Genomic DNA, 22,694 nt, shown 5'->3' on the forward strand with positions numbered 1-22,694 from the left:
GAAGCGTGTTAACGGGATGATTATTGCTGATCAGGATAACAATCCTGTTCGTTTCTGCACATTTATCTAGGGCCGCGAAATCTCAACAATGTCCTCAGCATAAAGGAGGAACCTCCCTCCCCTGCACATTCAAAATTGGTGGAGACAGAAAATGAAAGCGTGGCTTCTAAAAGATTTCGGCTTGGATAATCTCGTGCAGGGCGAAACGGAAACCCCCGTGCCCCGAGCGGGTGAGCTGCTGGTTAAAGTAGACGCTGTATCACTCAATTTCCGGGACAAGGCCATCGTTGACGGCATCTATGAACCTCACATGGTGCCCAAGCCGCTGATCCCCGTCAGCGATGCGGCGGGAACTGTCGTGGCAGTAGGTGAAGGTGTCAGCCGCTTTGCTATCGGAGATCGGGTCAACTCACACCTCTACTCCCGTTGGTTGGACGGCATGCCTGGGCCAGATGAACCCAACTACTGTTTCGGCTCGCCATTGCCTGGTGGTCTGGCGCAATACATGATCATCCATGAAGACAGCGCAGTACGTGCCCCCGACAATATGTCTGATGAGGAAGCAGCGACCCTTCCAATTGCTGCTCTGACGGCGTGGTATGCGCTCGTCGACTATGGCCAGATAGAGGCCGGCCAAACCGTTTTGGTTCAGGGCTCTGGAGGTGTTTCTGTTTTTGCAGCACAAATTGCTACCGCTTTGGGAGCCAAGGTTATCGTCACCTCCAGCCGTGATGACAATCTGGAAGCTGTAAAAAAACTGGGCGCGGTTGCGGGTGTGAATTATCGCACCACCCCTGAGTGGGCAGAGGAAGTTCTGAAGCTCACTGACGGCAAGGGAGTGGATCTGCTGCTGGATGTGGCGGGCGGGGACGGCATCAACCAATCGATTGCTGCGACAAAGGCAGGTGGACGTATTGCACAGATCGGCTTTCTGACAGGCCAGACCTCCGCCTTGAACCTGATGCCTATGATTTTCCGGCAAACAACGATTCGCGGCATAGCCGTTGCTCCACGCTCGTCATTTGACCGAATGAACGAATTCTTGAACGAGCACAAGATTCGCCCGGTAATCGACCACGTGTATCCATTCGATCAAGCACGCGAAGCGTACGAACATCTGGCCAGAGGCGCCTTTGGTAAGGTAGTAATCAAAATCGCGTAGGACCAAGCCGCTTCAATCTCACTCGCCCGCTGCAACGGCAGGCGCGTGAGCACGGCCTTCAAATAAGCATGCGGATCATGCCCGCTGATGGCGCCATACGAAGCGCGCTAAGCGTCTGGATTGCCGGGTCAAATTCAAGGCAAAAAAAAGCCTGCATCTCTGCAGGCTTTTCTCTATCTGGCTCCACGACCTGGACTCGAACCAGGGACCCAATGATTAACAGTCATTTGCTCTACCAACTGAGCTATCGCGGAATGCGCCGTATGTTACTGATTAAAAAGAAGAAGTCAAGCGCCCTCAGAAATTTTCCGCAAATTCCCCCCCTGTTCGCTTGAATACGACGGTTCCCTGGCCAGTTCCAACCAGGCCCGCGCTGCCGGTGGCAGGTGGGCGCTGGCGCGCCAGGCCAGGGCGATGTGCCAATCGGTGTGGGGCTCGTCCAGGGGGATCAAGGCGATGCCGGGGTGTTGGTGTTTGTGCGCCAGCATCCGGGGCAGGAAGGCGACGCCCAGCCCGGCGGTGACCAGGTCGACGATAAAGTCTATTTGCCCACTGCGAGCGGTGACTTTAGGTGTCACGCCTTTACGTTCGCAGGCGCTGAGGATCTTGGCGTTGAGGGCAAAGCCGGCTTCGAACAGGATGAACGGCGAGTCGGCCAGGTCGGTGAAGTCGATGCGCTTGCGCCGGGCCAATGGGTGGCCCATGGGCAACACGGCGATCAATGGCTCGTTGCGCACCGGTTGGTAGTCGAAGCCTTCATCAACCGGTAGCAGCAAGGCGGCGAGGTCAACCTCCCCCGCTTCCAGGCATTCGCGCAGCCTTTTACTGCCGTATTCGGTCAGTTCGATGTCGATGCCCGGGTAGCGGCTGCGGTAAGTGGCAAACATGGCCGCGAACAGCACGCCGCACCCTACCGGCGGCAGACCGATGCGCAGCACGCCGCGCTTGAGACCGCGCAGGTCGTTGATTTCAGCCATCAGGTCGGTGCGTTCGGCGAGCATTACCAAGGCGCGGCGGTAGGCAATTTCGCCGGCGGCGGTGAGTTCGTTCTTGTGGCCAAGGCGATTGAGCAGCGGCATGCCTAATTCGTCCTCAAGGGTCTTGACCGCTTTGCTGACGGTGGACTGGGTCAGGGCAACCACTTCGGCCGCCTGGGAGAACCCACCCTGGCGCACCACTTCGACAAACGCACGCAGTGTTCGTAGGTTCATCAGTATTCCTATAACGACTGGATGGCAGTGATAAAAGTTGTTTTCATCATGGCATAACTTTGCTTAGGGTGTAGCACTTTGCCCTGTGGAGACACCGTCGATGATCATCTCGTCCGCTTCCGACTACCGCGCTGCGGCCAAACGCAAGTTGCCGCGCTTTCTGTTCGATTACATCGACGGCGGCGCCTACGCCGAGCACACGCTGCGCGCCAACAGTTCGGACCTGGCCGAGATCAGCCTGCGCCAACGCATCCTGCGCAATGTCGACAACCTGAGCCTGAGCACCCATTTGTTCGGCACGGAACTGGCGATGCCGGTCATCCTCAGCCCCGTCGGGCTGACCGGCATGTATGCGCGACGCGGTGAAGTGCAAGCAGCCAAGGCGGCGGCCAACAAAAACATCCCTTTTTGCCTGTCGACAGTGTCGGTGTGTTCGATTGAGGAAGTGGCCTCGCAAAGCCCGCAGTCGATCTGGTTCCAGCTGTATGTGCTCAAGGATCGCGGCTTCATGCGCAACGCCCTGGAGCGGGCGCAGGCCGCCGGGGTGACAACGCTGGTGTTCACCGTTGACATGCCGACACCGGGCGCACGCTACCGTGACGCTCACTCCGGTATGTCCGGCCCCTACGCGGCGCAGCGGCGCATGTTGCAGGCAGTGACCAAGCCGCAATGGGCCTTCGATGTGGGCTTGATGGGCCGCCCCCACGACCTGGGCAATATCTCCAAATATCTGGGCAAACCCACCCACCTGGAGGACTACATTGGCTGGCTGGCCAACAACTTCGACCCGTCGATCAGTTGGAAAGACCTGGAATGGATCCGCGAATTCTGGAAAGGCCCGATGATCATCAAGGGCATCCTCGACCCGCAGGACGCCAAGGACGCGGTGAGTTTCGGGGCCGACGGCATCGTGGTCTCCAACCATGGCGGCCGCCAGCTCGACGGGGTGCTCTCCACGGCCAAGGCGTTGCCGCCGATTGCCGAAGCGGTAGGCGATGACCTGACCGTGCTGGTGGACTCGGGCATTCGCTCCGGGCTCGACGTGGTGCGCATGCTAGCCCTGGGTGCCAAGGCGTGCCTGCTAGGGCGTGCCACCGCCTATGCGCTGGCCGCCGAGGGCCAGCATGGGGTAGAGAACCTGCTGGACATCTTCGCCAAGGAAATGCGCGTGGCCATGACCCTGACCGGGGTCACCTCCATCGCGCAGATCGACCGTACCACCTTGGTCTAGTAGTGATGAGGGATGGTGTACGTTGTGTGCGGATAACCGAAGCGTTGTTTATTTGCGACAAACAACTCGCCCCACCGAAACAGTAAGGTTAACCGGGCCGGCAGTAATGCCGGCCCCAATCAGCCAAATAACTGGCGCCATGCTTTAACAGACTTTTCTTACTTAAAAATTAGTTAATTGATTTATAAGGATTTTTACCAACCAAATACACTTGGCATGAATCTCGCTCCGGTACTGTTCAAGCAGGTTCGGCGATGACAAGACGTGCGGCAGTGCCCCGGGGTTATAACCCAAAGAAAAGCGGTTTAAACTGTTTCCAATGTTTTACGGAACTGAAGGATCAGTAAGACGCTTGGCACTCGCCACTCTCATCCCGCCTGTAAGACAGCCCAGTGCTTAGAGGCCACCCGCTTATGAAAACCCCCACCCAGACCAACGCAATTGACTTTGACAGTGCCAAATTGCAACGCCTGGGATTTGGCCAGCCATCCTTACGCCCACGTCGCCCCGCCACCCTTGCCGAACTTCGCCAGCAACTGAACCAGCAGTTGCAGACCAGCCTGGAGCCGGAGCGCATCCTGGGCCTGTTCTTTCGTGAGGTTCAGCGCCTGGTGCCGCTGGACGCGTTGCAATACCGTCACGCCGCCAGCGACCTGCGCCTGGAGTTTGGCCACCGGGGTCATCACTCCGTCAGCTACACCCTGAGCCATGAAGGCGAGCATCTGGGGGAACTGGTCTTTCGTCGCAACCAGCGGTTGCTTGAAGAAGAACTGAGCCAGCTCGAACTCCTGCTGGTGACCTTGCTTTATCCGATGCGCAACGCCCTGCTCTACCGCGCCGCCACCCGCAGCGCCCTGCGTGACCCGTTGACCGAAACCGGCAACCGTGTGGCCATGGACCAGACGCTGCAGCGAGAAATCGACATGGCACGCCGGCATTTGCACCCGCTGTCGTTGTTGATGCTGGACATCGACCACTTCAAGAAAATCAACGACACCCATGGGCATGCTGCGGGCGACAGCGTGCTGCGCGCCGTGGCCGGGGCGATCAAACGCCAGCTGCGCAACGTGGACATGGTGTTCCGGTTTGGCGGGGAGGAGTTTTTGATCCTGCTGTCCAACACCGGTCGCGATGCCGCGAGGATGGTGGGAGAGCGCCTGCGCCAGGCGGCACAAGCCCAGGACTACTGGGTGGAGGGCACGCGAATAGAACTGACCGTGAGCCTCGGCTGCTCGACGCTGCTGGCGGCCGAGTCGGCTGAAAGCCTGCTGCGTCGGGCCGACAATGCGTTGTATGTGGCCAAGCGCGAAGGTCGTAACCGCTTGGCGATGGCGGGGTAAAGTCAATTGTGGCGAGGAAGATTGCTCCCTCGCCACAGTTACCGCTACGCCTCGCTGGCGATGCGCACAGGGCGCTCGCGAACGGCTGGCGCCTTGTCTTTCTCTGTATGCTCTAGACGCATGCAGCTTTCCAGGAACAAGTGCATGTAGTCGTAGCTCTTGCATACCGCCTGGCGCAACTCTTCCTGCAGGGCCTTGCTCGGGTTGGTCCCGGCCAGCGTGCAGATGATTTCCAGGGCTTCCCAAGGGTGGGCGTCATCGTACTGGGCGTGCATCTTCAGCCACTTCATCGCCCGCTTGCGATCTTCCTCAGGGAAGGCGGCAGCATACACACCGGTAGAGCAGACCACGGCGGACCACTCCCCCGTCGCCCCCTCGATCGCGTAGTTGGTGGCGGCAATCGCGACGATCAACGCATCCGCCGAGCTGGTGTGCCAGCACCAATGACTCAGGGCGTGCAACTCAGGCGGCACCTCCTGCGCTTGCAGTTCTTCAAGGCTGACGCCGTGAGCCCGCGCCCAATTGACCCAATAGTCGGCATGGTTGAGCTCCACGCGGATATTGCGCATGAGCCAACGGCGCGCCATATCCTCCCCAGGATGACGGGCAAACTTGGTCTTGGTCAGGTTCTGCGCCATGTACAAGGCAAACTGTTCCACCACCGGCCAACCACCAATCAGGTAGTGGCGCATGGTCTTGGCGCTGAGGGCGTTGTCACGCATGCGCTGATACAGTTCGTGCTCGACAACCCGACGCTTGCTCTCGCTACAGTCCTGGATCAATTGCTGCGCCCAGGCGGGGTAACTGGAGGCTTCCATAAGCGGGCCGGTTCTGTTGAATGTGTCGATCACTGTGGGGCTCCTTTTCAAGTGTGATTGTACAGACCAGCAAATGTTTCAGCGGAAAGTGCCGGGCGCCTTGAATAACAGTGGCTGCGGCCGCTCAGGTCGGCACTGCAAGCTATCAAAGGTAAACAATTGCGGGCGTTCAATCAGGTAGCCCTGAGCGTAATCCACACCTATCTCAAGTAAAGCCTGTTCGATCTGGGGTGTTTCAACAAACTCGGCAATCGTGCGCTTACCCATGACGTGGCCGATGTGGTTGATCACTTCGACCATGGCGCGGTTAATCGGGTCGTCCAGCATATCCTTTACGAAACTTCCATCGATCTTCAGGAAGTCTACAGGTAAATGTTTCAAATATGCGAATGAGGACATTCCGGCGCAAAAATCATCGAGTGAGAAATGGCACCCTAACGCTTTGAGTTCATTAATAAACCGAATCGCGCTGCCCAAATTGGCTATAGCGCTGGTTTCAGTTATTTCAAAACAAATCATTTCCGGTGGAATGTTGTAAGTATCGAATTTCTGACGCAAAAAACCTAAAAAGTCATCATCGCCAATGGTTATGCCTGACAGATTAATCGCACACATGGCCATGGGGCGGCCCGGGCGCTCATGCATGCAACGGGCGATAATCTTGAATACGTTTTCCACTACCCAACGATCCAGGGACGTCATCAACCCGTAGCGTTCGGCCGCCGGAATAAAACTGTTGGGCAAAATGATCCGCCCCGCTTCGTCATGCAGGCGCAGGAGAATTTCGATGTGCCCACTGCCGGCGTCGGTAGGGCCCAAAGGCGCAATTTCCTGGGCGTAAAGGCAAAAGCGGTCTTCCTCAAGCGCAATATGCAGCCGCTGTACCCAGGCCATCTCGCCAAACCGCAGAGACAACTCCGAGTCGTCGACATGGTAGACCTGCACCCGGTTGCGCCCCTTTTCCTTGGCCATGTAGCACGCCATGTCGGCGGCACGCAGGGAGGTTTCCAGGGTGGTCGGGGTTTGCGAGATATGCACCAGGCCGATGCTGACGGTGGTCATGAAGGGCCGACCCTTCCACACGAAGTGCAAGCTCTGCACAGTGTGGCGCAGGCTCTCGGCGATTTTTTCCGCCACCGGCGCCGGGCAGTTCTCCAGCAGGATACCAAACTCGTCGCCGCCCAACCGAGCCAGGGTGTCGCCCTCGCGCAGGTCCGACTGCAGCAACGCGCAGATGTGGCGCAGCAGTTCATCGCCCGCGGCATGGCCACAGGTGTCATTGACCAGCTTGAACTGGTCGAGGTCGAGGAACATCAAGGCATGTCGCCCACTTTGCTGGCGCGCGACCTGTTGCAGCACCTGTTCAAGGCGGAACTCGAACTCGCGACGGTTAGCCAGGCCAGTCAACGCGTCGTGGGTGGCCTGCCATGAAAGGTTGGCGATGTACTGGCGTTCCTGGGTCATGTCATGCAGCACCAGGACCGCACCGCTGACCTTGCCGGCACTGCGGATCGGCGCGCCCACCAGAGTGACCGAGACGGTGCTGCCGTCCAGGCGCTGGATCAGCTTGGAATGCTCGCTGCCGCCGCTGAACTGGCCTTTGACGATGTGTTCAATCAGTGTGAAACCGTCGGGCTCGGCGTTTTCATTCAAAAGCTTGAACAGCGCCGCCAGCGGCAGGCCCTGGGCTTGCTCCGAGCGCCAGTGGGTCAACGCTTCGGCTGCAGGGTTCATATAGGCAATGGCCCCGTCGACGTCGGTGGTAATCACCCCGTTGCCAATCGACTCCAATGTGATCTGCGCCCGCTCCTTCTCCGCTTGCAGCGCATCGGCAAAGGCATGACGCTGGGCCAGCAGCTTGTGGGTGCGCAGCAGCGCCAACACGATCAGGCCCAAGGCAGTCGCCAGGTTGGTGATCAACAACAGGCGCAGGATCATCCGCGAACCTTCACCCAGGGCATCGCTGAACGCCTTGGCAGCGGGCGTCACCCCTTCATTGATGGCCGTGATGCGCGCCTTCCAATGATGGACATCGTCACTGCTGACGTAGCCGGAGGTAATGGCGCCGTGCATCTCCTGAGCCAGCTCATCGAGCTGCACGAGGTAGCCGTCGCCCACCGTCCACAGCTCAATGGCTTTTTCCAGGTAGCTGAAATGACGGAAGTTGAGGTATAGCCAGATCAGGCTGGAAACGTCGTCCGGATGATTACCGCCCTTGAGAATGCCCAAGCGGGCCGCGTCCGTATCGGGGGTGGGACGGTCCAGAGCAATGCGCAATTCATGCCCACCCTGGGGCACGGCAATGGCCTGCTGGTATTTGAGGTAGGTGGCGTCGTTGCGGTTATCGGCGTAAAGGGTCAGGTAGTAGATGGCATCCTTCTGGCCCTTGGACCACAGACTTTCGCCCGCCACATAGCCCCGCACTGCCGAAAGCACGTAGAGACTGACGCAGCCTAACAATGCCTGGAACAACACGACGGCGATAAAGGGCCAGACAATACCCAGCAGGCGTGGCGTTCCGAGAGTCCGCTTTTGCTTCATGAAGTCCCTTACACATGCACAGCTTGATACGCACGCGAAAATCCGCTCCCGATAGCACAGCCTAAGCTAAATCAACGTACTTGTTGCAAGTGTCCGTACAGTTTGGCGTACAACCCACCATCGGCAATCAACTGCTGATGGTCGCCATCCTCGGCAATGTGCCCGCCATCGAACACCAGCACTCGGTCAGCCTGCTTCACCGCAGACAGCCGGTGGGCGATGATCAGTGTAGTACGCCCGCTGAGAAACCGCGCCAGTGCCTGGTGCAGGTTGTACTCGGTCGCCGCGTCCAATGCGGAGGTGGCCTCGTCCAGAATCACCACTTTAGGCTCGGCGAGCACCATGCGGGCAATGGCCAGGCGTTGCCGCTGGCCACCGGAAAAGCGCACGCCCGAACGCCCGACCACGCTGTCCAGGCCCAAGGGCAATGCCTTGACAGTAGCATCCAGTTGGGCGATTTCCAGCGCCTGCCAGCAGGCTTGATCGGTGCGGGTGCGGCCCATGGTCAGGTTGGCGCGCACGGTATCGTTGAACAGCGCAGGGTGTTGCAGCACCACCGCGACGTTTTCGCGGATGGTCTCCAGGCCGATCTCCTGCTGGGTGGCAGTGCCAAAACGAATGCTGCCGGCCTGCGGCGTGTAGAGCCCCAGCAACAGTTGCACCAAGGTGCTTTTACCGCCGCCGCTGGCGCCGACAATTGCCACCTTTTCACCCGGTGCGATGGCCAGGTTCAACTGGTTGAGTACCAGCTCTTCGCCGTAGCCGAAGTCGAGGCCACGCACTTCGATGCCGACCGTCTCGCGCCCGCTGAACGGGTCTGCGCCGCCTGGGTATTGCGGCTCATCGACACGCGCCAGCAGCTCGTTGATGCGCGACAGCGCGCCGCCTGCCGCGTAATAGGCGTATTGCAGGTTCAGCAATTGTTCCACCGGGCCAATCATGAACCACAGGTAACTGAACACCGCGAGCATCTGGCCGATGGACAGGTCGGAAAACAGCACGGTGAGCATGGCCGCGGCGCGGAAGATGTCGATACCGAACTGGAACAGCAAGCCACTGGCGCGGCTCGACGCGTCGGTTTTCCATTGGGAATGAATGGCGTAGTCACGCACTTCCTGGGCACGCTGGCCCAGCCGCCCGAGGAAAAAGCCCTGGCGGTTGCCAGCACGTACTTCCTGTATGGCATCGAGGGTTTCGGTCAGCGCCTGGGTAAAGCGTGAAGTACTGTCGTTTTCCAGCTTCTTGAGGTGCTTGACGCGCTTGCCCAACTGCACCGTGGCGTAGATCACCAATGGGTTGAACAACAGGATCAACAACGCCAGTTGCCAATGCATCCACACCAGGATCGCCGAGGTGCCGACCAGGGTCAGCATCGCCACCAGGAAGCGGCTGAGGGTTTCGCCGACGAATTTGTCCAGGGTGTCCAGGTCGGTCACCAAGTGGGTGGTGACCGTACCGCTGCCCAGGCTTTCGTACTCACCCAGGGAGATGCGCTTGAGACGCTCGATCAGGCGCACGCGGATGCGGTACACGATGTCCTTGGCCAAGCGCGCAAACAGCCGCGCCTGCACCACGTTGAACACCAACGCGCCGCAACGCAGGGCCAGGGTGACCAAGAGCATCAGGCCGATATAGCCAGCCGCTTTTTGCCAGCCCAGGGGCAACGCGTGGTTCATCACCTTGAGGGCGGCATCGCCATGGCCCAGTAGCACTTCGTCGACCAGCAACGGCAACAACAGCGGGATAGGCACGCTGCACAGGGTGGCGAGCACGGCGACACCGTTGGCGACCCACAGGGATTTTTTGTGACGCAGGGCCAGGCGGCGAATTTCCGCCCAGGTCAGGCGGTCGGTGCGTGGAGGCTGTTCATACACAGGCAGCTCGCTCCAACCATCGAGCGAGTAACGGCGACAGCTCGGACAGCGGCTGGTAACCATTGGTCAGCAAAGCCAACTGGCCGTTGCGCTCGGCCAGCAGGGTCGGAAACCCGGCAATGCCCAGGTCCTGCACCCAGGTGAAATCGGCCGCCGTGGCCGCGTGCTGATCGGCACGGTCGAACTCGCCGGCAAACTCGATACGTGGAATACCGGCCTGTTCGGCCAGCTCCACCAGCACAGGGGCGAGCGTCACGTCCCGGCCTTCGACATAGAACGCGCGCTGGATCAGCCCCAGCAGCGTCCAGGCGCAATCCGGCGCCAGGCTGCGTGCGGTGACGATAGCGCGGCACGCAGGCTCGGTGTCGTAGACAAACCCGTCGGGCAATGCGCCTTCTCGCTTGAACGGCTGGCCGGTGGCGTCGGTGACGGCCTGCCAGTGTTCAAGGATGTAGCGCCGGGTCGTCGGCTCCAGCGCCGCGCCGCTGCCGGTGCGCAAGCCGCCCACCACCAGGTGCACGTCCACGCCGGCCGCCTGGGCCTGCTCCACCAGCGCTTGTGCCACCGGGGCAAAGCCCCAGCACCAGGAACACATCGGGTCCATTACATAGAGCAGGCGCGCAGACATGGCTCAGGCCTCGGAAGGGGTTTGCTTGTAGTTGTAACCAATCGGGTGCGGCATGTTGCGGGCCTTGGCCAGTTCGATCTGCTTCTGGCGGTCGATCGCACTGCGACGGGTCTTCTCCGGCAGCTTATCCCAGCAATGGGGGCAACTGATGCCAGCCACATAATGCTCGGAGGCACGGTCTTCTACGCTCACCGGTGTGCGGCAGGCATGACATTGATCGTAGTCGCCTTCGCTCAAGTCGTGGCGCACGGTCACGCGATTGTCGAACACAAAGCAGTCGCCCTGCCATTTGGTTTCTTCCTGGGGCACCTCTTCGAGGTACTTCAGGATACCGCCCTTGAGGTGGTAGACCTCATCGAAGCCTTCGCTGAGCATGTAGCTCGACGCCTTCTCACAGCGAATGCCGCCAGTGCAGAACATGGCGACCTTCTTGTGCCTGGCCGGGTCGAAGTGGGCTTTGATGTAGTCGGGAAATTCGCGAAAACTGGTGGTTTTCGGGTCGATTGCGCCTTCAAAGGTGCCGATGGACACTTCGTAGTCGTTACGGGTGTCGATCAACAATACTTCCGGGTCGCTGATCAGCGCGTTCCAATCCTGCGGGTCGACGTAAGTACCCACCTTTTTGTTCGGGTCCACGCCTTCGACACCCAGGGTCACGATCTCTTTCTTGAGTTTGACCTTGGTGCGGTAGAACGGCTGGTCGTCGCAGTAAGACTCTTTGTGGTCGATGTCGACCATGCGTGGGTCTTTCTTGAGCCAGGCCATCAGGCCGTCAATGCCTTCGCGGCTGCCGGAAACGGTGCCGTTGATGCCTTCTTCGGCGATCAGCAAGGTGCCTTTGATGCCGTTATCGACCATCGCCTGCAACAGGGGCTCGCGCAGGGCGACGTAATCTTCGAGGGTGACGAACTTGTACAGTGCCGCCACGACAATCGGTTGAGTCATGGGTGTTATCTCCAGGTGGCTACCCTCGTAAGGGGTGAACCGGATGCAAAAAAAAACGCGCCGGCTAAGCGGCGCGTTGCGGATTCTATCAGGGTTACCCCATCAATGTCCGCCGGCGCAGGTCGGCGAGGCCGGGGCTGCGTCGATTGTCGCCCATTCTTCGGGCGTATAGGTATGCAGCGCCAGCGCATGAAATTCGCTCATCAGGCTACCCAGGGTGGCGTAGACCTTCTGGTGGCGCTTGACGCGGTTAAGCCCCTCGAACTGCTGGCTGACCAGCACGGCCTTGAAGTGGGTCTGCAACCCACGACTGTGCATGTGGCTTTCATCCAGCACGCTCAAATGCTCCGGGACCAGGGCGGCAAGGGCCGTTTCGATACGCTGTTGCATGGTCATTCCTGCTTACTTCTTCTTGGCCGGTGCGGCGGCTTTTGGCGCCAGCTCGTTGGTCATGTCTTCCAACAGCTTGTTCACCACCGGTACGGCGCTTTCCAGCTTGGCCTGGGTCATCTGGGCCGATTGCTGGGTCAGCTGGGGCATTTTTTCCAGGACTTTCTTGCCAAGTGGCGACTGGTAGAACGCTACCAGGTCCTTGAGCTCGGATTCGCTGAAGTTGGTGGTGTAGAGCTTGACCATGTCGGGCTTGAGCTTCGGCCAGCCGATGGCCTGGTCCAGAGCGGCGTTGGCCTTGGCCTGGTAGCTGTCCAGTACGGACTGCTTGGCGGCAGGCGCCTTGGTCTGTTCGAAACGCTGGGCGAACATTTGCTGCACTTGCATGTACACCGGGGTCCCCAGCTTGTCAGCATGGGCCAGGGTAAGGAAGGCTTCGGCACTGGCGTTGTGGCTGGCGGTATCGGCAAGAACCTGGCCGCTGGCGCAAACCAGAGCAACCGCGGTACAGATGGCACGAAGACGAGTCATCGAGTTTCCTTTTCTAGCAGGCGAGGTAAGACCCCAAGGGCGACCATTCTGCGCCTAAAAAACCTCGCGGCTCAACCCCACCCCTCGGCAAGCCCTGGTTTCACGGGGCACGAGGGCACAAATGCGCTTTTAGGGAACCCACGCTGGCCGCCAGGGCCTAAACTGACCAATCACGACTGGATAAGGAGGGTGACCGATGAGCCGTATCGAAACCGACAGCCTGGGGGAAGTACAGGTCCCTGATGACGCCTATTGGGGTGCGCAAACCCAACGTTCGCTGGTCAATTTCGCGATTGGCGAGCAGCGCATGCCGCTGGCGGTATTGCATGCCTTGGCCTTGATCAAGAAGGCTGCGGCACGGGTCAACGACCGTAACGGCGACCTGCCCGCCGATATTGCCCGCCTGATCGAGCAAGCTGCCGACGAGGTTCTGGACGGCCAGCACGACGACCAGTTCCCGCTGGTGGTCTGGCAGACCGGCAGTGGCACCCAGAGCAACATGAACGCCAACGAAGTGATCGCTGGCCGCGCCAACGAACTGGCCGGCAACAACCGCGGCGGCAAGAGCCCGGTGCACCCCAACGATCACGTCAACCGTTCCCAGAGTTCCAACGACTGCTTCCCTACTGCCATGAGCATTGCTGCGGTGCAAGCGGTGAACAAGCAACTGCTGCCGGCGATCGCCACCTTGTCCGGTGGCCTGGCGGAATTGGCCGCGCGGCATATGAAACTGGTCAAGACCGGCCGTACCCACATGATGGATGCCACGCCGATCACCTTCGGCCAGGAACTTTCGGCGTTTATCGCCCAGCTCGATTACGCCGAGCGTGCGATCCGCAGCGCCCTGCCCGCGGTGTGCGAGCTGGCCCAGGGCGGCACTGCCGTCGGCACCGGCCTCAATGCCCCTCATGGCTTTGGCGAGGCGATTGCTTCCGAACTGGCCGCGTTGTCAGGTTTACCCTTTGTGACCGCGCCGAACAAATTCGCCGCCCTCTCCGGCCATGAGCCGCTGGTGACCCTGCACGGCGCGCTGAAAACCCTGGCCGTGGCGCTGATGAAAATCGCCAACGACCTGCGCCTGCTGGGTTCGGGCCCTCGCGCCGGGCTGGCCGAAGTCAAGTTGCCGGCCAACGAACCGGGCAGTTCGATCATGCCCGGCAAGGTCAATCCGACCCAGTGCGAAGCGCTGTCGATGCTGGCCTGCCAGGTACTGGGCAACGACGTGACCATCGGCATGGCCGCCAGCCAAGGGCACTTGCAGTTGAACGTGTACAAGCCGGTGATCATCCACAACCTGCTGGAGTCGATCCGCCTGCTGGCCGATGGCTGCAACAATTTCCAGGAGCATTGCATTGCCGGCCTCGAACCCGACGCCGAGCAAATGGCCCAGCACCTGGAACGCGGGCTGATGCTGGTCACCGCCCTCAACCCGCACATCGGCTACGACAAGTCAGCCGAAATCGCCAAGAAGGCTTACGCCGAAGGGCTGACACTGCGTGAGGCTGCACTGGAGCTGGGCTACCTCACCGATGCCGAGTTTGACCAATGGGTGCGCCCGGAAAACATGCTCGGCGCTTAAACCGACATCCGCAGCCGCCGGGCCCTGAGCCCGGCGAGCAGCGAAGGCGCCAGCGCCACCATCGCCGAGCCCGTCACCACCACTAGCGCCCCCACATACCCCAAGGCATTGATCTCTTCGGCTTGCACATAGTCCGGCCATAGCCACGCCGCTACCGCCACGGCTACGAAGGTCACCAGGGGCGTCAACGCCAGGGTTGCACTGACCCGCGAAGCTTCCCAATGCGCCAGGGCTTCGGCAAATGCGCCGTAGGCCACCAGCGTATTCATGCAGCACGCCAGCAGCAGCCAGCCTTGCAGCGGGCTCAACTGCAACGCCTCCAGCGGATGTGCCCAAGGGGTGAGCAACAGCGCGCACGACAGATAGATCACCATCATCACCTGCAGCGAATTCCACACCGTCAGCAACTGCTTCTGACCCAGTGCATAGAACACCCAGATGGTGGTGGCGAGCAGGATCGTCAGCACACCGGCGGTGTAGGTGCCCATGGACGTCAGCAATTCCACCAGACGTTGGTTGAAGAACAAACCAAAGCCTGCGATCAGCACCAACAACCCCACTCCCTGCCCCAGGCTGAAGCGCTCCTTGAACACAAACACACTGGCTACCATCAGAAAGATCGGCCCCATCTGCACCACCAACTGCGCCGTGCCCGGGCTGAGCATTTTCAGGCCCACCAGGTACAACACGTAGTTGCCCACCAGGCCACACACCGCCATGCCCACCAGCCACCCACCCTTGGGGCCAAGCACTTTGCGGCTGGGCAGGCGTTTGGTGGCGGCCAGGTAAACGAACAGGCACGTGCCCGCTACCATGAGGCGAAACCAAGTCACAGTGATCGGATCCATCACCTGCAACACTTGCTTGAGCTTGATCGGAAGAATGCCCCACAGAAACGCGGTCAGCAGGGTCAGGAAAAAACCGTAGACCCAGCGGCCGGAAGAGATGTGCATGAGTGCCCCAGATGCCAGAGGAAGTGGAGCAGGCATTCTAGGGGCAAGTCACTGAGTTCGGATACGTCACAGTCTTGAATGGGGGAGCTGGCTTGCAAGCGATGGCCATAGGCATCTATATAAATTTCATAGGTTGTTGCAGCCAACGGTAACCACGATGCGAAGCGAGCCGCTCTTGATCTGGCTCTTGATCTGCTTTTGATTTTGATCTTAAGCGCCCCGTTAAACCACGCTGGCCGAACGCAGGTTTGAATTCGTGGGTAACCCGGCAGGACGCCGGGTTAGCCGCCCCGCGCCATGGATGGCGCGTGGCGGCGGCCCACGGATTCAAGCCTGCGTTCGGGCACACCGAGCCTAGGCGAGGTGCCGAGTGGTGGGGCAAGAGCCCTTTGGTTACTTTGGGGCTTTTCCAAAGTGACCCGCCGTCAGGCGGAACCCTAGGTGGCCGTTACCGCAGAAATGGATATGTACTCGCTATTACAGTGTCGCCTGCCAGGCCGCCTTCGCGAGCAGGCCCGCTCCCACAGTTGGGTTGTGGGGTGTCAGGGAGAGAAGTATCGGCTAGTAGGCCGTCATCGCAGGCAAGCCAGCTCCCACATTAGCCCTCCCACACTGGCGCTGTTCCAACCGCAATCAGCGTACGGCTTCGAAGAGTCCGGTGGCGCCCATCCCGCCCCCCACGCACATGGTGACAATCCCGTAACGCAGGTTGCGCCGTTGCAGCTCGCGCACCAGGTGCCCCACCTGCCGCGAGCCGGTCATGCCGAACGGGTGCCCGATGGAAATCGAGCCGCCGTTGACATTGTATTTGGCATTATCGATCTCCAAGCGATTGCGTGCGTAAAGGCACTGGGAAGCAAAGGCTTCATTGAGTTCCCACACGTCGATATCCGCCACCTGCAAACCCTTGGCCTTGAGCAACTTGGGCACCGAGAACACCGGGCCAATGCCCATTTCATCCGGCTCGCAACCGGCCACGGTAAAGCCACGGAAGAACGCCTTGGGCTTGAGCCCCAGTGCCAAGGCTTTTTCCAGGCTCATCACCAAGGTCATCGACGCACCGTCGGAAAGCTGCGAGGAGTTACCTGCCGTTACCGAGCCATCCTCGGCAAATACCGGCTTCAGGCCGCTGAGGCTGGCCAGGGTGGTGTCCGGGCGGTTGCAGTCGTCACGGTCGACCACGCCATCCAGGATCTGCACCGTGCCAGTGTTCTTGTCCTCGACCTTGTACTTGACCGCCATCGGCACGATTTCATCGTTGAACAAGCCATCAGCCTGGGCCTGGGCGGTGCGCTGCTGGCTTTGCAGCGCGTAAAGATCCTGGTCTTCGCGGCTGACGTGATAGCGGCGCGCAACAATTTCGGCGGTCTGGCCCATGGGCAAGTAAATGCCCGGCACCTGTTCCTTAAGCAGCGGGTTGATCAGGTTATCGGTGTTGACGCTCTTCATGGTCAGGCTGATGGACTCCACGCCACCGGCAACAATGATGTCGCTGCAGCCCGAAGCGATCTGGTTGGCGGCAATGGCAATCGCCTGCAAGCCCGACGAACAGAAACGGTTGAGGGTCATGCCCGCCGTACCGGTGCCCAGTTGCGAGAGCACCGCCACGTTGCGCCCGATGTTATAGCCCTGGGCGCCTTCGTTGGAGCCGGCACCGACGATGCAGTCTTCCACCGTCGCCGGGTCGATACCGTTGCGGGCCAGCAGCGCGTTGACACAATGGGCTGCCATGTCATCGGGACGGGTCTGGTTGAACTTGCCGCGAAAGGACTTGGCCAGGCCGGTTCGCACGCTGTCGACGATCACTACTTCACGCATGGGCTACCTCGATCTTGTGGTTGTTGATCGAGGATAGAGCCGGGCCGGGCCGACCGCGATGATCATTCACTGCGTGGATGCAAAAGCATGGGCTATTTCTTTTTCTTTTTGTCGTGCTTATCGCTTTTATCAAACGCCTCTTCCAGCGCACGGTTGATGGTGCGCAGCACCTTGACCCGCGCCCAGCGCTTGTCGTTGGCTTCTACCAGGGTCCAAGGCGCCACCTCGGTGCTGGTGCGGTCAACCATGTCGCCCACCGCCGCGCGGTAATCGTCCCACTTATCGCGATTGCGCCAGTCGTCTTCAGTAATCTTGAAGCGCTTGAAGGGGATTTCTTCACGGGCCTGGAAGCGTTCCAGCTGCGTCTCCTTGTCGATGGCCAGCCAGAACTTGACCACGATCACGCCCGCATCGCGCAGTTGCTCTTCGAAGTCATTGATCTCGCCATAGGCGCGCATCCAGTCCGCTGGGGTACAGAAGCCTTCGATGCGCTCCACCAGCACGCGACCGTACCAAGAACGGTCAAACACGGTGAACATGCCGCGCGCCGGGATCTTCTGCCAGAACCGCCACAGATAAGGCTGGGCCCGTTCGTCTTCGCTGGGCGCGGCAATCGGCACGATGTGGTACTGGCGTGGGTCCAGTGCTGCCGCCACACGGCGGATCGCCCCGCCCTTGCCTGCCGCGTCGTTGCCCTCGAATACACTCACCAACGCGTGCTTGCGCATGCGTTTGTCGCGCATCAGCCCAGAGAAGCGCGCCTGCTCGGTAATCAGTTGTTCTTCGTAATCATCCTTGTCCAGGCGCAGGGTCATGTCGAGGCTGTCGAGCAGGCTCTTTTGGTCCACCGAGGCAAGCAACGGCGCCGGGTTCATGCCGCTGGCCTTGACCTTGGCCTGCTTCAGGGCACTTTGCAGCCCATCGAGCAGGATCTTGCCCACGGTCAGCCCACGGTAATGGGGGTCGACGCCTTCGATCACATGCCACGGCGCGTAATCGCGGCTGGTGCGGCGCAGCACACGCTCACCGAAATGCACGAACTTGTCGTAGGTCTTGGACTGCTGCCAGTCCAATGGGCTGATGCGCCAGCTGTGCAGCGGGTCGTCGGCCAGAGCCTTGAGGCGCGCCTTCATCTGTTTTTTTGACAGGTGGAACCAGAACTTGAAGATCAGCGCACCTTCATCGCAGAGCATCTTTTCCAGACGTTCGGCGCCGGCAATGGCCTGGTCCAGCCGCGCATCCTTGATCTGCCCATGCACGCGGCCTTGGAGCATCTGGCTGTACCAGTTGCCGAAGAAAATGCCCATGCGGCCCTTGGCCGGCAGTTGCCGCCAGTAGCGCCAGGCCGGTGGGCGCGCCAGTTCTTCGTCGGTTTGCTGGTCGAAGGTGCGGACTTCGATCAGGCGCGGGTCCATCCATTCATTGAGCAGCTTGACGGTTTCACCCTTGCCCGCGCCCTCGATGCCGTTGATGAGGATGATCACCGGGAAGCGCTTCTGCTGTTGCAGCTCGTACTGAACTTCCAGCAAGGCTTCACGCAGGGCTGGCACCTCGGCGTCGTAGGTGTCTTTGTCGATGGCGTGACCGATTTCGGCGGATTCGAACATGGGCAGCTCCGTTTCAAGATGGCTCAAGACTAGCGGATTGGGCCAAGACACGCGCAAGGAAATACAACCCAGCCTTGCCATGGATCAATTCAACGCCTGTTGATCGGCTAGAATGGCCGCCTTGTCTTTGCCCGCTTTCATTTTATGAGCCGCCATGAACCCCATCACCCACGCCCAGCTCGACTGGGATGATCAAGGCCGCCCGCATTCGCGGGTATTCGACGACGTGTATTTTTCCGACCAGTCGGGCCTGGAAGAAACCCGCTACGTGTTCCTGGAGCAGAACCGCTTGCAGGAACGCTTCGCCGCCTTGCCAACAGGTGGGCGCCTGGTGATTGGCGAGACCGGCTTCGGCACCGGTTTGAACTTCCTCTGCGCCTGGCAGTTGTTCGAACAGCACGCAGTCGCCGGTGCGCGGCTGCACTTTGTCAGCGTGGAAAAGTACCCCCTCAGCCATGCCGACCTGCAACGCGCCCTCGCCCTCTGGCCCGAACTGCAACCCTTGGCCGAGCAATTGCTGGCGCAATACATTGCCATCCACCAGGGTTTTCAGCGCCTGGTATTGGACAATGGCCGCGTGACCCTGACCCTGTTGATCGGTGATGCGCTGGAACAATTGCCGCAACTGGACGCCCAGGTCGATGCGTGGTTTCTCGACGGGTTCGCCCCGGCGAAAAACCCCGACATGTGGACCGCTGAGCTGTTCGCCCAACTGGCGCGCCTGGCGGCACCGGGCTCGACCATCAGCACCTTCACCAGCACCGGCTGGGTAAGGCGGTTGATCAATGCCGCCGGGTTCAAGATGAAACGCACGCCAGGCATCGGCCATAAGTGGGAGATCCTGCGTGGGGAGTTTGTCGGTTGGCCCGCCGACTTACCCGCGCCGGCCCCACGTAAACCCTGGTTCGCCCGGCCACCCGCCATCGAGGGAGAACGTCATGCCCTGGTCATCGGCGGTGGCCTGGCCGGTTGCGCGACCGCCGCCAGCCTGGCCGCCCGGGGTTGGCGTGTCAGCCTTCTGGAGCGCCATGCCGGCCTGGCACAGGAAGCTTCGGGCAACCCACAGGGTGTGTTGTACCTCAAGCTTTCGGCCCATGGCACGGCCTTGTCCCAACTGATAGTCAGCGGTTTTGGCCACACCCGACGCCTGCTGGAACATTTGCACCGAGATGTCGATTGGGACGGCTGTGGCGTGTTGCAACTGGCGTTTGACGCCAAAGAGATCCAGCGTCAGGCTCAATTGGCCAACGCCTTTGCTCCGGACCTGCTGCATCTGCTGGACCGCGAGCAAGCGCAGCAAAAGGCGGGAATCGAACTGGCCCACGGCGGGTTGTTTTTTCCACAGGGCGGTTGGGTGCATCCGCCCGCGCTGTGCCAGTGGCAGGCGAAACATCCACTGATTGAAGTGCTCACCCACCACGAGGCCCTGGAACTGCGCCGGCTCGACGACCAATGGCAAGCCCGCGCCGGTGACCGCGTATTGGCCAGCGCCAGTGTCGTGGTGCTCGCCGGGGCTGCGGAGATCAAGCGTTTCCCCTTCAGTGCAGACATACCGCTCAAGCGCATCCGTGGGCAGATCACTCGGCTGGCGCAAACCTGCGCGAGTAAAGCGCTGGCCACGGTGGTCTGTGCCGAAGGCTACGTCGCGCCGGCCCGGCTTGGCGAACACACCCTGGGCGCGAGTTTCGACTTCAACAATCAAGACCTCACGCCCACGCCCGCCGAACACCATGGCAACCTGCAGATGCTGGGTGAGATTTCTACCGACCTGCTGCAACGCCTGGGTGCTGATCGCTTGACACCCGAACAGCTGGAGGGCCGTGCCGCGTTTCGTTGTACCAGCCCCGACTACCTGCCCATCGTTGGGCCACTGGCTGACCATGCGGCGTTTGAGCAGGCTTATGCGGTACTGGGCAAAGACGCGCGGCAAGTGCCGCAAACGCCCTGCCCGTGGCTGCCGGGGCTGTTTCTCAACAGCGGCCATGGCTCGCGTGGATTGATCACTGCGCCGTTGTGCGGCGAACTATTGGCTGCGTGGCTGAGTGATGAGCCCCTGCCCGTGCCCACCAGCGTGGCCGAGGCTTGCCACCCCAATCGATTTGCCCTGCGCGCGCTGGTGCGAGGCCAGGGCGCTGCACAAAAAAAGCCGGATTAAAGGCAAGGCGGCGATCTGTCTTATAACTTATCGGTCTAAAACTCCACGCATAGCACTGGGTCAGTTTCTGGGTACGCGCCCTTTTGGGCGTATTGAGTGTTGACCCCTCCCCAACGGAAAAACCGGTAAGGAACTTATGTGTGGATTAGCTGGCGAGTTACGCTTTGATCATCAACCTGCCGACCTGGCAGCCGTAGAACGCATCACCCACCACCTCGCCCCCCGAGGCCCCGACGCCTGGGGTTTTCATGCCCAAGGGCCGATTGCCCTGGGCCACCGCCGCCTGAAAATCATGGACCTGTCGGACGGCTCCGCCCAACCGATGGTCGACGCCCATCTGGGGCTGTCCCTGGCCTTCAATGGCGCTATCTATAATTTCCCGGAGCTGCGCCAAGAATTGGAAGCCCTGGGTTACGCTTTCTATTCCGGCGGCGACACCGAAGTGTTGCTCAAGGGCTACCACGCCTGGGGCGAAGCGCTGCTGCCCAAGCTCAACGGCATGTTCGCGTTCGCCATCTGGGAGCGTGATGCCCAGCGTCTGTTCATCGCCCGTGACCGTCTCGGTGTGAAGCCCCTGTACCTGTCGCGCACCGGCCAACGCCTGCGCTTTGCCTCGGCGCTACCCGCGTTGCTCAAGGGCGGCGACATCAACCCGATCCTCGATCCGGTGGCGCTCAACCATTACCTGAATTTCCACGCCGTGGTCCCCGCGCCGCGCACGCTGCTGGCCGGCATCGAAAAGCTGCCGCCCGCCAGCTGGATGCGCATCGACGCCAGCGGCAAGACCGAACAGAAAACCTGGTGGACCCTGCCCTACGGCCCCCATGAGGACGAAAAACACCTGACCCTGGAAGACTGGACCGACCGCGTGCTCGACAGCACCCGCGAAGCCGTGGCCATCCGCCAACGTGCGGCGGTGGATGTGGGTGTGCTGCTGTCAGGCGGCGTCGATTCGAGCATGCTCGTCGGCCTGCTGCGTGAAGTGGGCGTGGAGGATTTGTCGACCTTCTCCATCGGCTTTGAAGACGCCGGCGGCGAACGTGGCGATGAGTTCCAGTACTCAGACCTGATCGCCAAACACTACGGCACCCATCACCACCAACTGCGCATCGCCGAAAGCGAGATCATCGAGCAACTGCCGGCCGCCTTCCGCGCCATGAGCGAGCCGATGGTCAGCCATGACTGCATCGCCTTCTACCTGCTGTCGCGGGAAGTGGCCAAGCATTGCAAAGTGGTGCAGAGCGGCCAGGGCGCCGATGAACTGTTCGCCGGTTACCACTGGTACCCACAAGTGGACGGTGCCAGCGACCCGTACGCGGCCTACCGCGAGGCGTTTTTCGACCGCAGCTACGACGACTACGCGGCGACCGTCGCGCCCCAATGGCTGACCGCCAACGACGCTGCCGGCGACTTCGTGCGCGAGCATTTCGCGATGCCGGGCGCCGACGCGGCGGTGGACAAGGCCCTGCGTCTGGACAGCACGGTGATGCTGGTGGACGACCCGGTCAAACGCGTCGACAACATGACCATGGCCTGGGGCCTGGAAGCGCGCACACCGTTCCTCGACTACCGCCTGGTAGAACTGTCGGCCCGTGTGCCGGCCCAGTTCAAGCTGCCCGACGGCGGCAAACAGGTGCTCAAGGAAGCGGCGCGTCGGGTGATCCCCAGCGAAGTCATCGACCGCAAGAAAGGCTACTTCCCCGTGCCCGGCCTCAAGCACCTGCAGGGCGATACCTTGAATTGGGTGCGCGAGTTGCTGCTGGACCCGAGCCAGGACCGCGGGCTGTTCAACCCGGCCATGCTCGACCGCTTGCTCACCGACCCGCAAGGCCAATTGACCCCGTTGCGCGGCTCCAAGCTGTGGCAGCTGGCGGCGCTGAACCTGTGGCTGAGCGAACAAGGAATCTGATC

Annotated in this window: 17 protein-coding genes, 1 tRNA gene and 1 pseudogene; 6 read left to right on the top strand and 13 right to left on the bottom strand. The window is 60.7% G+C overall.

Annotated features, from left to right (window positions below):
• Positions 1 to 151: 151 nt before the first annotated feature.
• Positions 152 to 1,162, top strand: coding sequence for an NAD(P)-dependent alcohol dehydrogenase (locus AB9N64_RS08585; RefSeq protein WP_371360179.1), 1,011 nt, complete (start codon positions 152 to 154; stop codon positions 1,160 to 1,162).
• On the opposite strand, the pseudogene AB9N64_RS08590 reads toward AB9N64_RS08585, so the two are convergent.
• The 3 genes and pseudogenes from AB9N64_RS08590 to AB9N64_RS08600 all read right to left on the bottom strand — a co-directional run.
• Positions 1,093 to 1,251: pseudogene (locus tag AB9N64_RS08590) on the bottom strand (transposase domain-containing protein); the annotation flags it as partial. The gene AB9N64_RS08585 and the pseudogene AB9N64_RS08590 sit on opposite strands and share 70 nt — an antisense overlap.
• An 89-nt stretch (positions 1,252 to 1,340) precedes the next feature.
• A tRNA-Asn gene (locus tag AB9N64_RS08595) sits at positions 1,341 to 1,416 on the bottom strand.
• Positions 1,417 to 1,449: 33 nt separating this feature from the next.
• Entirely contained in the window at positions 1,450 to 2,373 is a 924-nt protein-coding gene (locus AB9N64_RS08600) for a LysR family transcriptional regulator (RefSeq protein ID WP_072433743.1), read from the bottom strand.
• 100 nt (positions 2,374 to 2,473) lie between these two features.
• Between AB9N64_RS08600 and lldD the strand changes: the two genes are divergently transcribed.
• Both lldD and AB9N64_RS08610 read left to right on the top strand, forming a co-directional pair.
• Positions 2,474 to 3,604, top strand: coding sequence for an FMN-dependent L-lactate dehydrogenase LldD (lldD, locus tag AB9N64_RS08605; RefSeq protein WP_014719250.1), 1,131 nt, complete (start codon positions 2,474 to 2,476; stop codon positions 3,602 to 3,604).
• 413 nt (positions 3,605 to 4,017) lie between these two features.
• On the top strand, positions 4,018 to 4,944 hold the full coding sequence (locus AB9N64_RS08610) for a GGDEF domain-containing protein (protein ID WP_014719251.1): 927 nt from the start codon (positions 4,018 to 4,020) through the stop codon (positions 4,942 to 4,944).
• Positions 4,945 to 4,988: 44 nt separating this feature from the next.
• Here AB9N64_RS08610 and AB9N64_RS08615 read toward each other — a convergent pair whose 3' ends face one another.
• The 7 genes from AB9N64_RS08615 to AB9N64_RS08645 all read right to left on the bottom strand — a co-directional run bounded on the left by AB9N64_RS08615 (position 4,989) and on the right by AB9N64_RS08645 (position 12,671).
• Entirely contained in the window at positions 4,989 to 5,762 is a 774-nt protein-coding gene (locus AB9N64_RS08615; RefSeq protein WP_178122936.1) for a TenA family transcriptional regulator, read from the bottom strand.
• Between the two features lie 78 nt (positions 5,763 to 5,840).
• The gene (locus AB9N64_RS08620) at positions 5,841 to 8,303 is read right to left on the bottom strand and encodes an EAL domain-containing protein (protein ID WP_371360180.1); all 2,463 of its coding nucleotides are present in this window, start codon (positions 8,301 to 8,303) and stop codon (positions 5,841 to 5,843) included.
• A 71-nt stretch (positions 8,304 to 8,374) separates the two neighbouring features.
• Positions 8,375 to 10,177, bottom strand: a complete 1,803-nt coding sequence (locus tag AB9N64_RS08625; protein WP_371360181.1) for an ABC transporter ATP-binding protein — start codon at positions 10,175 to 10,177, stop codon at positions 8,375 to 8,377.
• Entirely contained in the window at positions 10,170 to 10,805 is a 636-nt protein-coding gene (locus AB9N64_RS08630; RefSeq protein ID WP_014719255.1) for a DsbA family protein, read from the bottom strand. The genes AB9N64_RS08625 and AB9N64_RS08630 overlap by 8 nt, the downstream gene beginning before the upstream one ends.
• Positions 10,806 to 10,808: 3 nt before the next feature.
• Positions 10,809 to 11,750: a rhodanese-related sulfurtransferase gene (locus AB9N64_RS08635; RefSeq protein WP_197865518.1), complete on the bottom strand. Its 942-nt coding sequence runs from the start codon at positions 11,748 to 11,750 to the stop codon at positions 10,809 to 10,811.
• A 102-nt stretch (positions 11,751 to 11,852) separates the two neighbouring features.
• Positions 11,853 to 12,146, bottom strand: a complete 294-nt coding sequence (locus tag AB9N64_RS08640; RefSeq protein ID WP_020302252.1) for a BolA family transcriptional regulator — start codon at positions 12,144 to 12,146, stop codon at positions 11,853 to 11,855.
• A 6-nt stretch (positions 12,147 to 12,152) separates the two neighbouring features.
• Entirely contained in the window at positions 12,153 to 12,671 is a 519-nt protein-coding gene (locus AB9N64_RS08645) for a DUF2059 domain-containing protein (RefSeq protein ID WP_014719258.1), read from the bottom strand.
• Positions 12,672 to 12,867: 196 nt separating this feature from the next.
• Between AB9N64_RS08645 and AB9N64_RS08650 the strand changes: the two genes are divergently transcribed.
• Positions 12,868 to 14,250: a class II fumarate hydratase gene (locus AB9N64_RS08650; protein ID WP_014719259.1), complete on the top strand. Its 1,383-nt coding sequence runs from the start codon at positions 12,868 to 12,870 to the stop codon at positions 14,248 to 14,250.
• Here the strand turns inward: AB9N64_RS08650 and AB9N64_RS08655 are convergent.
• The 3 genes from AB9N64_RS08655 to pap form a co-directional block, all read right to left on the bottom strand.
• Positions 14,247 to 15,203: a DMT family transporter gene (locus AB9N64_RS08655; protein WP_014719260.1), complete on the bottom strand. Its 957-nt coding sequence runs from the start codon at positions 15,201 to 15,203 to the stop codon at positions 14,247 to 14,249. The two genes, AB9N64_RS08650 and AB9N64_RS08655, sit on opposite strands and share 4 nt — an antisense overlap.
• Positions 15,204 to 15,836: 633 nt before the next feature.
• The gene (locus tag AB9N64_RS08660; protein WP_014719261.1) at positions 15,837 to 17,021 is read right to left on the bottom strand and encodes a thiolase family protein; all 1,185 of its coding nucleotides are present in this window, start codon (positions 17,019 to 17,021) and stop codon (positions 15,837 to 15,839) included.
• 92 nt (positions 17,022 to 17,113) lie between these two features.
• Positions 17,114 to 18,628 carry a polyphosphate:AMP phosphotransferase gene (pap, locus tag AB9N64_RS08665; RefSeq protein ID WP_014719262.1) on the bottom strand — a complete coding sequence of 505 codons (1,515 nt, stop codon included), beginning with the start codon at positions 18,626 to 18,628 and terminating at the stop codon, positions 17,114 to 17,116.
• A 154-nt stretch (positions 18,629 to 18,782) separates the two neighbouring features.
• Between pap and mnmC the strand changes: the two genes are divergently transcribed.
• Together mnmC and AB9N64_RS08675 are read left to right on the top strand one after the other, a co-directional pair.
• Positions 18,783 to 20,783: a bifunctional tRNA (5-methylaminomethyl-2-thiouridine)(34)-methyltransferase MnmD/FAD-dependent 5-carboxymethylaminomethyl-2-thiouridine(34) oxidoreductase MnmC gene (gene mnmC / locus AB9N64_RS08670; protein ID WP_371360182.1), complete on the top strand. Its 2,001-nt coding sequence runs from the start codon at positions 18,783 to 18,785 to the stop codon at positions 20,781 to 20,783.
• Between the two features lie 136 nt (positions 20,784 to 20,919).
• On the top strand, positions 20,920 to 22,692 hold the full coding sequence (locus AB9N64_RS08675) for an N-acetylglutaminylglutamine amidotransferase (protein ID WP_014719264.1): 1,773 nt from the start codon (positions 20,920 to 20,922) through the stop codon (positions 22,690 to 22,692).
• Positions 22,693 to 22,694 lie beyond the last annotated feature (2 nt).

This window comes from Pseudomonas sp. KT_2_4, assembly GCF_041410225.1.
In the GTDB taxonomy this organism is placed as follows: Bacteria; Pseudomonadota; Gammaproteobacteria; order Pseudomonadales; family Pseudomonadaceae; genus Aquipseudomonas; species Aquipseudomonas paracarnis.